The 13,295-nt window shown below is 39.4% G+C and carries 13 protein-coding genes; 5 read left to right on the top strand and 8 right to left on the bottom strand.

Annotated features, from left to right (window positions below; translation table 11 throughout):
* Positions 1 to 88 precede the first annotated feature (88 nt).
* From ABXG83_RS10085 to uvrB, 3 genes are read right to left on the bottom strand one after another with little or no spacing between them, the layout of a single operon-like run.
* Positions 89 to 1,729 (bottom strand): AMP-binding protein, encoded by a 1,641-nt coding sequence (locus ABXG83_RS10085; RefSeq protein ID WP_353548734.1) that lies wholly within the window; start codon positions 1,727 to 1,729, stop codon positions 89 to 91.
* Between the two features lie 21 nt (positions 1,730 to 1,750).
* The gene (locus ABXG83_RS10080) at positions 1,751 to 2,320 is read right to left on the bottom strand and encodes a 1-acyl-sn-glycerol-3-phosphate acyltransferase (RefSeq protein WP_353548733.1); all 570 of its coding nucleotides are present in this window, start codon (positions 2,318 to 2,320) and stop codon (positions 1,751 to 1,753) included.
* Between the two features lie 59 nt (positions 2,321 to 2,379).
* The gene (gene uvrB / locus ABXG83_RS10075) at positions 2,380 to 4,419 is read right to left on the bottom strand and encodes an excinuclease ABC subunit UvrB (RefSeq protein ID WP_353548732.1); all 2,040 of its coding nucleotides are present in this window, start codon (positions 4,417 to 4,419) and stop codon (positions 2,380 to 2,382) included.
* Between the two features lie 140 nt (positions 4,420 to 4,559).
* Here uvrB and ABXG83_RS10070 point away from each other — a divergent pair, with 140 nt between their 5' ends.
* From ABXG83_RS10070 to ABXG83_RS10050, 5 genes are all read left to right on the top strand, one after another.
* A complete protein-coding gene (locus ABXG83_RS10070; protein ID WP_353548731.1) occupies positions 4,560 to 5,645 on the top strand; it encodes a PAS domain-containing sensor histidine kinase in 1,086 nt (361 codons plus the stop codon).
* Positions 5,646 to 5,669: 24 nt separating this feature from the next.
* Complete coding sequence (locus ABXG83_RS10065) at positions 5,670 to 6,482, top strand: energy transducer TonB (RefSeq protein ID WP_353548730.1); 813 nt, start codon at positions 5,670 to 5,672, stop codon at positions 6,480 to 6,482.
* Between the two features lie 157 nt (positions 6,483 to 6,639).
* A complete protein-coding gene (locus tag ABXG83_RS10060) occupies positions 6,640 to 7,770 on the top strand; it encodes a hypothetical protein (protein WP_353548729.1) in 1,131 nt (376 codons plus the stop codon).
* A gap of 141 nt (positions 7,771 to 7,911) precedes the next feature.
* Positions 7,912 to 8,250 carry a YciI family protein gene (locus ABXG83_RS10055; RefSeq protein ID WP_353548728.1) on the top strand — a complete coding sequence of 113 codons (339 nt, stop codon included), beginning with the start codon at positions 7,912 to 7,914 and terminating at the stop codon, positions 8,248 to 8,250.
* Complete coding sequence (locus tag ABXG83_RS10050) at positions 8,250 to 9,515, top strand: sigma-70 family RNA polymerase sigma factor (RefSeq protein ID WP_353548727.1); 1,266 nt, start codon at positions 8,250 to 8,252, stop codon at positions 9,513 to 9,515. The genes ABXG83_RS10055 and ABXG83_RS10050 overlap by 1 nt, the downstream gene beginning before the upstream one ends.
* 44 nt (positions 9,516 to 9,559) lie before the next feature.
* On the opposite strand, the gene ABXG83_RS10045 is transcribed toward ABXG83_RS10050, so the two are convergent.
* From ABXG83_RS10045 to ABXG83_RS10025, 5 genes are all read right to left on the bottom strand, one after another.
* A complete protein-coding gene (locus ABXG83_RS10045) occupies positions 9,560 to 10,141 on the bottom strand; it encodes a DUF4136 domain-containing protein (RefSeq protein ID WP_353548726.1) in 582 nt (193 codons plus the stop codon).
* Positions 10,142 to 10,358: 217 nt separating this feature from the next.
* Positions 10,359 to 11,090, bottom strand: coding sequence for a hypothetical protein (locus ABXG83_RS10040; RefSeq protein ID WP_353548725.1), 732 nt, complete (start codon positions 11,088 to 11,090; stop codon positions 10,359 to 10,361).
* Between the two features lie 26 nt (positions 11,091 to 11,116).
* Entirely contained in the window at positions 11,117 to 11,884 is a 768-nt protein-coding gene (locus ABXG83_RS10035) for a hypothetical protein (protein ID WP_353548724.1), read from the bottom strand.
* An 82-nt stretch (positions 11,885 to 11,966) separates the two neighbouring features.
* The gene (locus ABXG83_RS10030) at positions 11,967 to 12,746 is read right to left on the bottom strand and encodes a HEAT repeat domain-containing protein (protein ID WP_353548723.1); all 780 of its coding nucleotides are present in this window, start codon (positions 12,744 to 12,746) and stop codon (positions 11,967 to 11,969) included.
* The gene (locus ABXG83_RS10025; protein ID WP_353548722.1) at positions 12,743 to 13,261 is read right to left on the bottom strand and encodes an RNA polymerase sigma factor; all 519 of its coding nucleotides are present in this window, start codon (positions 13,259 to 13,261) and stop codon (positions 12,743 to 12,745) included. The genes ABXG83_RS10030 and ABXG83_RS10025 overlap by 4 nt, the downstream gene beginning before the upstream one ends.
* Positions 13,262 to 13,295: the final 34 nt, after the last annotated feature.

Raw genomic sequence — 13,295 nt, 5'->3', positions numbered from 1 at the left:
TTTACAATTTGAAATATGATCATTCGATAATTATAACGAAAGAACCATAACAATATTGTGCCAAAAATGAGAGATGCCCAAACTCTTCCTATTCAAAAATAATTATTTGCTCCGCGCGTAGCCAATCCGGATATGACTGTGCATATTGCTGATCGATATTTTTCCGCTTGATCTTAAGCGTTGGGGTCAGTAAGCCATTTTGAATACTCCATTCTTCTTTACACACGACCATGCGTGCCAATTGTTCATGATGCTCTAACTGTGTATTGAGGCTTCGCAATAAATTTTCCAGTTCTTGTTGCACATCATTGACCGGTACCGCTTTTGCCTGTTCCGACAAAGTACATAAAACCAGTGCTGAAGACATTCCCGATCCAACAACACAAGCCTGCCCTACATATTCATGAGCTCCCAATGTATTTTCCATTGGTGCCGGTGTGATATACTTACCCTTTCCGGTTTTGAATTGATCTTTGATACGGCCGGTAATAGTCAGGTATCCTTCTGCATCAATAGATCCCTCATCACCCGTTTTTAAAAAACCATCTTCAAAACATTGTGCCGATAACTCGGGCTCCTTATAATAACCCAACATAGAAGCCGGGCTCTTTACCTGTACCTCATTGTCTTTACCCAATCTCACTTCAACAGATGCATAAGGTTGACCTACGGTTCCAAATTTTGCGGAATGCTTTTTATTGACATGAGATAAAGCCACGTTCTCTGTCATGCCATATGCTTCCTGAATAATAATCCCCAATTTCGCATACCACTGTAATAATGCGGGATTGATGGGTGATGCTCCAGTGAAAATATGTTGCGCTCTTCCTAAGCCTAATTTCTTTCGGATCATTTTTTTGATCAATCCACTGATCAGGGGAATTTTTAACAAGCGATCCAACTTTGCTTGTGGCATTTTTTTCAATACACCTTCTTGCATCTTTTCCCAGATACGCGGTACCGCGAGAAAAACTGTTGGTTGTGTATGTGCAAGATTGGTAGCAAACGTATCTAGTGACTCCACAAAATAAACCGTACTACCCGTGAAAACAGTGCCACACTCTACCAACATCCTTTCGGCTACATGACAAAGGGGTAAGTATGAAAAGAATATTTCCTTTTTGATCTCTGGAAAATTGTCCAGGAATGACTGAACTGCAAATGACATGGCATGATAGGTATGCATCACCCCTTTTGATTGTCCTGTAGTTCCGGAAGTATAGACAATACACGCCAAAGAAAAAGGGTCTAGCTGTGGCACGCCTTGCAAAGGTTCGTGACTTTTTACCAGATCATTCCAGTTGATACAATCTGCGTTGGGATAAAAAGGAAAAGTGATCTGTAATAAGGAATCAGGAACTCCTTGACGAATAGCGTCCGGGTTATCCAGTTTTCCGATAAAAATTGCTTTGCTCTCGCTATGAACAATAATATCACGCAAAGCATCTGCAGTAATATTTGGATATAAAGGAACTGACACACAACCGGCCATGGCAATGGCCAGATCAGCCATGATCCAGTGAGCGCAGTTTTTACTGAGTATGGCTATCTTATCATCTTTACCATATCCGAAAGAACGCAAAGCTGCAGCCATGCTTCTGATCTGTACACCTGCTTCTGCCCAGGTAAAATGTTGGTACACGCCTCTCACGGGTTCAGCTAAAAATAAACGTGAGGGTGTTGTTTTTTCGTACTCACAAAATTTTTCAACAATGTTTGGGTAGTTCATGTTTCGGGGGGTTATCATGAATTAAACAAATGATGATTCTTTCAGGTGTGCCAATCCTTGTTCAGGAATTTTTCCCTGAACAGGTGCATAGAAATCTATGATCTTTCTAAAATCAGCTTCTTCATTATCGGATGTAAGAAAGGGTTCAGAAAACCAGGCTTCTTTTTTAGTGAAATCCATCGCCGCCATTACGATCGGAACATTTGCTTTTTTGGCGATGTGATAAAAGCCGGTTCTTAATCGGTCTACTTTTTTTCGGGTTCCCTCCGGAGAGAGCGCCAATACAAATGTCTCATGTTGATCAAATAATTCTGCTACCTGATCTACCATATTCTTATTATTGAAACGATCGACCGGATAACCACCTAGTCTACGAAAGAAAAACCCAAATCTTCCTTGAAATAATTCTGCCTTCCCTAAATATTTTACATGTGTGAGTCGAAGTACGCTTCGAATGGCGAGACCAATTACAAAATCCCATGCGCTCGTATGCGGCGCAACGATCACGATGCATTTTTTCAGATGGTACGGGAAATTATCCCGGACTTTCCATCCCGTGATCCACAGGTAGATTTTCCAGAGTATTCTCATGGCAAGCAATGGATAACAAGATAATTTGAAAATTTGAGAATGTAGCAAATTGATCAGTCTTAGGCAGACAAATTTTCCAGCTTCTTCTTTAACGAAAACATTTCATCTCTCAATCTTGCTGCTTCAATGAAATCCAGATCGCGGGCAGCTTTTTCCATTTGCTTTTTGATGGCATTGATTGCTTTCTCTAATTGCGGGATCGTTTTATATTCTACCTGCTCTTCTGCCGCTGTTTGTATCAATGGCTCATCTTTTTGCAGTGCATATGGATTGGATGGATCATATCCTTTAATATCCAGCACAGAAGTTTGTGCAAAGACCTGCTCCTTACTTTTTGAAACGGTTTTTGGCGTAATGCCATGTTCAATATTATAAGCGATCTGCTTTTCTCTTCTGCGGGTCGTTTCATCAATAGTACGCTGCATACTTTCTGTAATGGTGTCTGCGTAAAAGATCACCAGACCATCTACGTTACGGGCAGCACGTCCTGCTGTTTGTGTCAATGATCTTTCATTACGCAGGAACCCTTCTTTATCTGCATCCAGAATCGCTACCAATGAAACTTCCGGAAGATCGAGTCCTTCTCTCAAAAGATTGACACCGACCAATACATCAATCACTCCCAATCTCAGATCACGTAAGATCTCAACTCGCTCTAGGGTATCTACATCACTATGAATGTATTTGGATTTGATGTTGATACGACCCAGGTATTTATCCATTTCCTCCGCCATTCGCTTGGTGAGTGTGGTCACCAGAACACGATCTCCTTTTTTTACACGTTTATCAATTTCATCCAACAGATCATCTATCTGGTTCACACTTGGTCTGATCTCAATGGGCGGATCCAGTAATCCGGTAGGTCTTACAACCTGCTCCACCACCACGCCACCCGTTTTTTCCAATTCATAATCTCCGGGTGTAGCACTTACAAAAACCGTTTGTCCGATCAATGATTCAAATTCATGAAAGTTCAGCGGACGGTTATCCATGGCACTGGGTAAGCGAAAACCATAATCAACCAATACCAGCTTCCGACTTCTATCTCCGCCATACATTCCGGCTACTTGTGGAATGGTCTGATGGCTTTCATCAATCACACATAAAAAATCTTTGGGAAAATAATCCAATAAACAAAACGGACGCGTTCCCGGTTTCCTTCGGTCAAAAAAGCGGGAATAGTTTTCAATACCATTACAATATCCAAGTTCGCGGATCATTTCCAGATCATATTCTACTCTTTCTTTGATACGTTGTGCTTCAATAAATTTTCCGGTATTCTTAAAGTATTCTACCTGTGCCATCATTTCATCCTGTATCTCATTCATCACCTGTTGTATCATGTCTTTGGGCGCGAGATAAAGGTTCGCAGGAAAGATGGCTGCATTCTCCATCAGTCCGATTCTTTTGCTGGTTGCTGTTTCTATGCTTTCAATTTCTTCGATCTCATCACCAAAGAAGGTAATTCGATATCCAAAATCTACATAAGGCAGATTGATATCTACCGTATCCCCCTTCACACGAAAAGTACCGCGCTTGAATTCTTCCTGACTTCTGTTATACAATGCATTTACCAATTGATGCAAAAAACCCTGACGAGATATGACCTGACCTTTGTGAATTCGAATGATCCCGTTTTCATATTCCGTAGGGTTACCCATACCATAAATACAACTCACACTCGCTACTACGATGATATCTCTTCTACCACTCAGCAATTGTGAAGTGGCTTGTAAACGAAGCTTGTCCAGCTCCTCATTGATGCTTAAATCTTTTTCGATATAGGTATCGCTCACCGGCATATATGCTTCCGGTTGGTAATAGTCATAATAGCTAACAAAATACCCGACCGCATTCTCCGGAAAGAATTGTTTGAACTCTCCATACAATTGCGCAACCAGTGTTTTATTGTGTGTGAGTACCAATGTGGGTCTTTGCACCTGCTGAATCACATTGGCCATGGTAAATGTTTTACCACTGCCCGTCACCCCCAATAAGGTCTGATACTGCTCTCCATTCAGAAGACCCTCTGTTAATTGTGCAATGGCGGAGGGTTGATCACCTGCAGGAGAATAAGATGAATGGAGTTTGAATGGCATTTTTTTACACTTAAAGAAAGCTGATAAAGTTACGAGAGATAATATTTAAACAAGAGAGAATTTTGTTGGGTTGTATCACTCAATTATAAACAAGCGATACATTATATTTACAATGAAAGTTTGTATCAATTCTTCATTCTATGGACTTGAATTCAAGATCCGATATCGATATTTCAGCCTATCACCTCGAAAATTTTTTTGAGCTCTCCGCAGACCTGTTTTGTATTGCCGGTTATGATGGTTATTTCAAAAAAATTAATAGCGCTGTTGCGAAGGTATTAGGCTATTCAGAAGAAGAGCTGATGTCGCGTAGGATTTCTTCATTTATTCATCCGGATGATCAGGATAAGACCGCACAACACAGAAAAGAATTATTAAACGGTTCTCCGCTGTATCATTTCGAAAACCGTTATATCACTAAAAGCGGCGAAGTGGTTTGGTTGTATTGGACTTCCATGCCGGTTGCAGAAGAAGAACTGGTATATGCGATCGCCAAAAATATTACCCACAAAAAGAAAGAAGAAGAAGACAGAAATAAACTCATTGCTGAACTATCTGCGCTGAATGCTGATTTGAAGCGATTATCCTATACTACTTCTCACGACCTGCGTTCACCGGTCAATAATCTCTTGAATGTTTTTAATCTGCTTAATAAGAGAAAGATCGATGATGAACAGGTACAACAATTTTTATCGATCCTGAAAACCGGTACAGAACAGTTGAAGAACACTTTGAATGATTATGTAGATATCCTGGCGGAAAATGATCGTATCAATACAGAAAAAGAGTCTGTTCTTTTTGAGGATGTGTTGAAAAAAGTTACCCAATCCATTAGCAGCCTTATCATTGATTCTCGTACGATCATTCAAACAGATTTTGAGTCGCTTCCAACCGTGCTTTTCAAAAAAAGTTATTTAGAAAGTATTTTTCTGAACCTCATTACCAATTCCATCAAATATGCTATGCCGGGTAGAAACCCCCTCATTGATATTCATACCTGGGTAGAAAATGAAAAACAATATTTAAGTATTACCGATAATGGAATTGGCTTTGATATGGAGCTGGTAAAGGATAAAATCTTTGGCAAACACCAACGCTTTCATGATCATGCAGACAGCAAGGGTATCGGTCTGTACCTCGTTCATAATCACGTTACCAGTATGGGCGGAACCATTCAGGTCAACAGCGAGATCGGTAAAGGCACCAGTTTTGTTATTTGTTTTTAAATCCATTCCTTTTATTTATTCAACATGTTAATGCAAAAACGCTTTATTCTTTTTTATGTTTTCGTTTGTATGCTGTTGGTGACAAACGCTCAAAAATCCAATGAACAATTCTTTGCGTTTAAAGAAGATTGGTCACCGATTAATAGCATCGACAAGGCCACTTATTTCATGTATAAGTTACGAGAGAATGATACCACTTATTCCTGTCGCTTCTATCATAAAAACGGACCCATGATCCGATGTGAAACTTACCGCGATAATGAATTACAAATACCTCATGGAAGATTTGCATGGTACAATAGTAGTGGTCATATAGACAGTACCGGACTAGTAAGCTATGGCAAAAAAGATGGTTTTTGGGAGTACAAAAAACCGGATGGCTCTACACTTGCTTTGATACAGTATGAAAATGGCAAAAGAGTTTTGACGAGAAACTACGAAACCAAAACCATCTATTATTCAGATGGAAGACCTGAAGAACCAATGGATGCTCTATTCTTTATGAAGAATAATTTTACAAGTGATAATAAACCACCCGAATTCAAAGGTGGAGTGGAGGGCTGGGTCAAATACCTGGAGAAAAATCTGGAAACACCAGGGCGATTCAAACAAATTTTTCCACTCGGTAGCAAAGAAAGGGTTGTGATCAGCTTCAAAGTAGATACAACCGGTGCCGTTTCTGAACTGAATATCGATAAGTCTGTAGAATGGTCTGTTGATATGGAAACCTTACGTGTTTTCAGACAAAGTCCCCGTTGGATTCCGGCGGTACAAAATGGCAAAGTTGTTTCTTATTACCATAAACAAGGTATCACACATGCTTTAAGAAGCTTCTAAATCAATGGTTTAGCTAATCCTAGAAGATTTAATATTAAATAATTGTTACCATTTCGTAAATTCAGTAAGCACAAACGCATTGAATTTGACGAAAAAGGGGTTCATATTATTCATAATCACGGTTTTATACATTTCCACCGGTTTTTCACAAGATCGCTTGGATCGTTCTGTTACCGTGATCGATTTTTATGGAGACAGTCTACAATTCCCCGTGGATGCTTCTATGAATGTGCCTTTTGAAGAACAACTATCTAAAAAGAGTATCAGTGGTTTTTATGAGCACTTAAAGAATAGCCTGTATCAACCCATGATCCAGACCCTTATTCAGTACCGTGATCAGAAAAAATTAGATGATTGGTTTTACTATCAACTCATCAGAACAACTGCGGAAAAATTGAGTCCGAAAGCGGTCAACTATCATCGCTATACTTTATTCAAATGGTTTTTATTGAATGAATCAGGTTATTCATCTACTACGCGCTTCAGAAATGATACCCTATTGTTGTATGTAAGAAGCGAAGAAGTGATCTATGATGTGCCCTATTATATGAAGGATGATCAGCAATATGTTTGTCTGAACTATCATGATTACAACAGCAATGTAAACTTTGATGCCATGTCTTTCACCACACTTGCATTGGGTGTAGGTGGCACCAATCGTTTTTCATATAAGGTAACCAGTCTACCCATTCTGAAAAAGAACAACTATACCGTTAAGCAACTTCAGTTTGATTATAAGAATAAAGACTATCGTTTTAATGTGGTACTAGATCAGCAAATGCAGAAGATCTTTACCAATTATCCGGTGGTGGAATATGCTTCTCAATTCAGTATTCCATTGAGTCAGACCACATACAACTCTTTGATCCCGGTACTTCGTGAAGCCGTGAAAGGTATGACACATCAGCAAGGAGTAGATTATCTGATGCAATTCACTCGATCGGCATTTTTATTTGAAACCGACACAAAGGCTTATGGTAAAGAAAGAAGATTGTCTGCCGAACAAACGCTGTTCTATGAGTATAGCGACTGTGAAGACAGGTCTGCTTTCTTCTTCAATATCATTAAAGAGATCTATAACCTGCCAATGATCGTTTTATCATATCCCACACATATTACTGTTGCTGTACATTTTGAACATGCTACCGGTACTCCGATCGTTTATAATGGAGAACAATATTGGGTTTGTGAACCAACACCCCAAAAAAAGAACCTGAAAATCGGAGAGATCCTTCCCGCATTGAAAAAGCAGCCCTATGAAGTAGTGTATGCTTATAAGCCTTTTTAATTCCGTTTATCCTTCTTTCCAATAGCTTAACCCTTCTTTTTCTTTTTCCGCAGAAAAAAAATTTATCTTTTTTGTCTGATTCGGTCTGCGCTATTCGTCTTGTAATAGTTAATCGTTTCATTCATCTTTAAAACAACCGGTATGAGCAATTTTATGTTTGTCTTCCGCGGAGGACTGGATCCCTTTACTGCATCTCCAGAAGAAATGCAGCAGAATATGGAAAAATGGATGGCCTGGGTAGGTCAGCTACAAGCTAACGGAACCTATGTTTCCGGAGAAGCCTTGATGCCTACAGGTAAAACACTACACAAGGGCAATGTGGTGACCGATGGACCTTTTATTGAAAGTAAAGAAATGGTAGGCGGCTTCTTTATTGTAAAGGCAGATAATATTGAAGCTGCTGTAAAGATCGCACAAGACTGCCCTGATCTACCATTGGGCGGATCTGTTGAAGTTCGAGATGTTGTTGTATTTCAATAATGAACCTTCAACAACATACTGAACAAACCATTGACCATCTTTTCCGGCAACAATCGGGAAAGATGGTTGCTGTTTTATCACGTCTCGCAGGTTTCAAACACCTGAATCTTATTGAAGACATTGTGCAGGAGTCTTTTATCAGTGCACTACAGCATTGGAAGTTAAAAGGCATTCCGGACCAACCCGAAGCCTGGCTAATGAAGACGGCGAAGAACAAAGCAGTTGACCTGCTGAGAAGGATCAACTATCATGCTCGCTTTGTTCAATCACAGGATAACGCTAATTATAGCGAACAAGTAGCGTCATTTTTCCATGATCATGAAATCAGTGATAGCGAGTTGCGAATGATCTTTGCTTGTTGTCATCCCTCTTTAAAAAAAGAAGACCAGATTGCACTTACATTAAAGCTTGTTTTTTCTTTTTCAATAAGCGAAATTGCAAAAGCATTGGTACTAACAGATCCAGTTGTTCAGAAAAGACTGAGCAGAGCCAAAGAATTTCTGGTAAGTGAACATATTGAATTAGAAATCCCATCTGGAAAAGAATTGTCTAACAGACTCGAAGCTGTTCGAATCGTACTCTATCTTTTATTCAACGAAGGTTATTATGCACGTAAAACCGACGAATTGATCCGTCGCGATCTATGCATGGAGGCCTTGCGCTGCTGTAAGATTTTATGTGAACATACGGCTGTAAAAGATCCAATCAATCAGGCACTATTGGCACTGATGTGTTTGCATGCTGCAAGATTTGACAGTCGTTTTTCAGATACACAACAATTCATCCTGCTTGAACACCAAGACCGTTCTTTATGGGATAAAGAACTTATTCAGGTTGGATATTATTATTTGAATGCGGCTGCGGAAGGAGATAAGATCAGTAAATACCATATTGAAGCCGCCATTGCTGCAGAGCATTGCAAAGCGACGCTTTATAACGAAACCAACTGGGGGCAATTGTTATATTGGTATGATCTATTGATACAAACAGATGCTTCTCCGGTTATTTTATTAAACCGTGCACTTGTTATACATGCCAATGGTGATACTGAAAAAGCCATTGGTGAAGTACTTTCCATTCCCGGTATTGAGTTGTTGTTGAAAAATGATCATCACTATAGTTCGGTGTTAGGTTATCTCTATATGAAACTAAGCGACCGTATTCAAGCTAAAATATATTTTCTGCAGGCGATGTCTATGGCGAATTCCGAAGCCGAGAAAATACTTTTGCAAACGCGTATCGATCAACTATCTGCCAAAAATTAAAGCCGCTTCTTATCAGAAGCGACTTTGTTCTCATTCATCAATACTTATTCCTCTAGTTTTTTTACGATTGCTTTTACTTTACTATCGATTTGTTTGTCACTTAATTTTCTTCCGTTTAACTCAGAAGTAGTCCATCCCTGCCAAATGGTTTTATCGGTATCAGCGTCCATCATTGTCAATGTCAGTGTTCCTTCATTCACCGTTCTGGTATTCTCATCAAATCCCAGGAACCTTGATGGATAAAATACAGGTACCCATCTTCTGCTAGCCGGATTAAAGAACCATCGAGTAAAAGATTGTGAGTATACCGCATTACGATCGATCTTGTTTTCCTTTTCGATCATCACATCATAAACCAGGTATACGTCAGGATTATTTTTTACCTCTTTCCATCCCTTTTCCGCGAGATTGCGGTCAATGGACTGTCTGATCTTTCTATTTGTAAGATCATCGTTTCTGGTTGATGCATTCGCCGTTTCTTTATCAGCCTGTGTTCTTACCCAGCTGTACGTTTTTATTTTACTAAAATCAACATCACTGTCTTTTTGAACATAGGCCGTACGACTACAAGATATCAGCAAGAATATCGCTGATAAAAGTGTTGCTGTCCATTTCATTGTTTTCATAATAGTAAATTTTATGTTCAGGATTCTTTACACTATTATGTATCCAAGCTTCGTGCCTGTGATTGCGAAAAGGAATATAAAGTTTTGTCAATCTGCTGTTAAAAAGTTGCTGTCATTTGCTTTTGTAAAAGTTTAATTCGTGAATAAAAAAAGCCGCAATGCTGCGGCTTTCATACACATGAGAATAGTGAGTGAACTGTAGAAACAGTTTACGTGGTTATTTAACAGATTTTCGCAGGTAAAGATTACCGTAAGTTGATTTTAGCGAATATGCAGGACCTTTACCCGGTGCCATTGTTATTGACGTATAAAAATCTTTTTCTTCTTTTTCGGTGATAGTCAGTTTCAGATTTGTGTAGATCTGTCCATAATGTGTGGTAACAGAAAGCTTTCCGGTATTCGCTTCATTGATTGATGCATCAATTCCTCCGTAAGTAGCATCTGCTTTTAGTTGTCCATTAAAGTCGGCCAGCTCTACAATACCGTAAGTTGATTTTACATACGTAGTCGCGAGATTTTCCGGTACTTTAATATCGAGTGTGATCTCTATTTCTACACCTTCTGAATAATATTTAGCGCCTTTCAGGTCTGCGGTAAATTCCCTATACGCTTCTTTGGAAGTAAACACTGTTTTCTTTCCATCTTTCATCACAGTATAACGTTTGGGAAGTTTATCCATATCCTTGATGATATTCTTGATGGTAAGTGTATTGCCTTCAGAACTTTCGATCAATTGAAAAGCATCATTATTGTCGCCATTGTTAATGCTCACTGATGCAGTTATCGAAACTTCATTTTTATCCCAGGTGCTTAGCTTTACTACTTTCGGATAATCAAATGAAAGGTTTAATTGCTGACCTGCTTTTACCGGATAGCTTTTTGTGATGGTCTGTTGTGCCTGAGCAAGGCACAGCAGGGTACAGCACAATACGGTGAGTATTGTTTTCATACAAGTATGTTTGATAAGATGAGGAATTAGTTAGACTTGCGGAGGTATACTTTTCCGTAGTTAGAGGTTAAGGTCATATCAATACCACCCCCGTTTAATTTTCCTTTGATATTGTTATCGCTGTACTTCACCATATCGCCAGACTTTTCAATATCAATTTTAAAATCAGCAGAAGCCAGTATCTCACCCCAAGAGGTATTCATCTTTAGGTTGGCTTTAGTAGTTACAGGCATTGCAACATCAACGTGTTTATAAACGGATATGAGTGATACAGGCCCTTTGATATTCTGACCCAGCTTTACTTCTACACTTCCATAAACAGATTTAACGGTAAGTGGTCCGGTTGTATTTTCAAGCTCTACATCATTATATAATGCAGATACTTCGATTTCGCTCTCTACATTTTTAAATGAAGCAACAGAATGGTTCATTACTTTATTGAATGAATAAGAGATTGCAACTCCTTTAGGTACTTTGATCTTGATCTTGTTATCACCTTTACCTACAGGATTCACTTCTATATTCCCGCCTTTATCGGTTACATTGATTCCGATACCGGTATTATCCTCCAAGCCAGAGCCGCTGATCGGACGTAAGCCTTTTGCTCTTTCATCGTCTTCTGACTTCATCTTGCTGGAAGAGAAGATGATCTCATTGCCATCATATCCTTCAACCAATACGCCAGGTAGATTGATGATGAGTTTTCCTGAACTTTTTGCGATCTTATAATCCTGCGCAAATGCTGCTGTGGTTGCGATCAGCGCTACAATTGTGGTGAATATGAACTTTTTCATTTCTTTCGTTTTCTTTTTTATGATTTTATGATAGTGATTCAGACCTAACTGTCATGCATGAACCAGTATTTGTCTGTTTGTATTATGAACCAAGGGTTAAAATGCTTGAATAGGCGCGTTCTTTTACTGCATCATTTGTATTTGCATCCTGCACCATTTTCTGTAAATCGTCAAGAATTGATTTTTGTTTCATTTCTGTGAGTACTTGAATCAATTCTATCTGTACCATCGGATCTTTTTGCTTTTTCAAAGAAGCGATGAGCTTTTTCTTCACATAATTTTCTCGGTGAAAACGAGAGAGCGCTTCTAGTGCTGCCAGTCTTACATTGGTACTCGGATCTTCATTCATTGTTGATACCAGTGCGTCTATAATATCTCTGTCTGCTTCCTGCATCCGATAAGCTTTCATCGCTGCTGCAATTCTTGTGCTGGGTGATTCCATATTTCCCAGACTAGCGAATAGCAATTGCTTTTGTTGGTTGTTTTCCTTGATGAGTTGTTGTGCTGCTTCTCCTGTTGTTTTTTCAACTTCAGGCAATGCTGCAATAGCATTCTCCTGAATGATCTCTTCTTTCGGTATTGCTGGCGTATTCTGTTGTTGCGCTACTGTTTGTGTGGAGGCTACCACTGTTGCTGTATCTTGATTCATCCACCATATCCCGAACCCCCCCAATGCCAATACACAAGCTGCCGCAGCGATACGTAAGGTCCTGAAAGAGATCACCAATGCTTTCGGGCGTTCTTCTTTTACAGGTGTTTGTGCCATTCGTTCCTGAATGCGAGACAATACATCTGCTCCGGGAGTGCGATCATCAAACGCTTCTCTATTTTGCTGTATGAATTTTTCCAGTTCACTGCTCATGCAACACCTCCTTCTTTAAGGCTTTTTAAAATTTTTTGTTTTGATCGATGGTATTGGATCCTTACATTATTATAAGAGATCCCCAATATTTGTGCGATTTCTTCCTGTGGAATATTTTCGAACAGGTATAATTGCACAATGGTTCTATTTGAATCCGGAAGTTGATCGATCGCTTTTTTCACTTCTGCTACCTTGAACACAAATTCTGACTCATCGATGCTTTCCTCTTCTTTCAAATAACTGTCTTTATCTTCCAGCTCTACCCATCTTACTTTCTGTTTCCTGATCCAGGAAATAGAATGGTTGATGGCAATTCTTTTGATCCAGGCCCTGAATCCACCCGTATTCTCAAAGCGATGAATGGCCTGAAAAGCTGCAACAAATACTTCTTGTAAAAGATCCTCTGCCTCACCTGTATGGGGCACGAGACGATAGATCGTGTTGTACACTTCTTTGGAATGCAAGTGATAGAGTGCAGAAAAGGCTGATGTTTCGCCCTTTTTACACCGTTCCACAATTTCCTCGCTCGTTATTGTTTTTGCCGGTTCC

It is taken from the genome of Sediminibacterium sp. KACHI17, from assembly GCF_040362915.1.
Taxonomy (GTDB): Bacteria; Bacteroidota; Bacteroidia; order Chitinophagales; family Chitinophagaceae; genus Sediminibacterium.
The sequence above is the reverse complement of the archived record's forward strand: the minus strand, read 5'-3'. Positions and strand labels throughout refer to the sequence as shown.

Excerpts from the sequence above, each read along its gene's own strand:
- ABXG83_RS10085 (WP_353548734.1), bottom strand. The coding sequence starts at position 1,729 with ATGAACTACCCAAACATTGTTGAAAAATTTTGTGAGTACGAAAAAACA.
- ABXG83_RS10080 (WP_353548733.1), bottom strand. The coding sequence starts at position 2,320 with ATGAGAATACTCTGGAAAATCTACCTGTGGATCACGGGATGGAAAGTC.
- uvrB (WP_353548732.1), bottom strand. The coding sequence starts at position 4,419 with ATGCCATTCAAACTCCATTCATCTTATTCTCCTGCAGGTGATCAACCC.
- ABXG83_RS10070 (WP_353548731.1), top strand. The coding sequence starts at position 4,560 with ATGGACTTGAATTCAAGATCCGATATCGATATTTCAGCCTATCACCTC.
- ABXG83_RS10065 (WP_353548730.1), top strand. The coding sequence starts at position 5,670 with ATGTTAATGCAAAAACGCTTTATTCTTTTTTATGTTTTCGTTTGTATG.
- ABXG83_RS10055 (WP_353548728.1), top strand. The coding sequence starts at position 7,912 with ATGAGCAATTTTATGTTTGTCTTCCGCGGAGGACTGGATCCCTTTACT.
- ABXG83_RS10050 (WP_353548727.1), top strand. The coding sequence starts at position 8,250 with ATGAACCTTCAACAACATACTGAACAAACCATTGACCATCTTTTCCGG.
- ABXG83_RS10045 (WP_353548726.1), bottom strand. The coding sequence starts at position 10,141 with ATGAAAACAATGAAATGGACAGCAACACTTTTATCAGCGATATTCTTG.
- ABXG83_RS10040 (WP_353548725.1), bottom strand. The coding sequence starts at position 11,090 with ATGAAAACAATACTCACCGTATTGTGCTGTACCCTGCTGTGCCTTGCT.
- ABXG83_RS10035 (WP_353548724.1), bottom strand. The coding sequence starts at position 11,884 with ATGAAAAAGTTCATATTCACCACAATTGTAGCGCTGATCGCAACCACA.
- ABXG83_RS10030 (WP_353548723.1), bottom strand. The coding sequence starts at position 12,746 with ATGAGCAGTGAACTGGAAAAATTCATACAGCAAAATAGAGAAGCGTTT.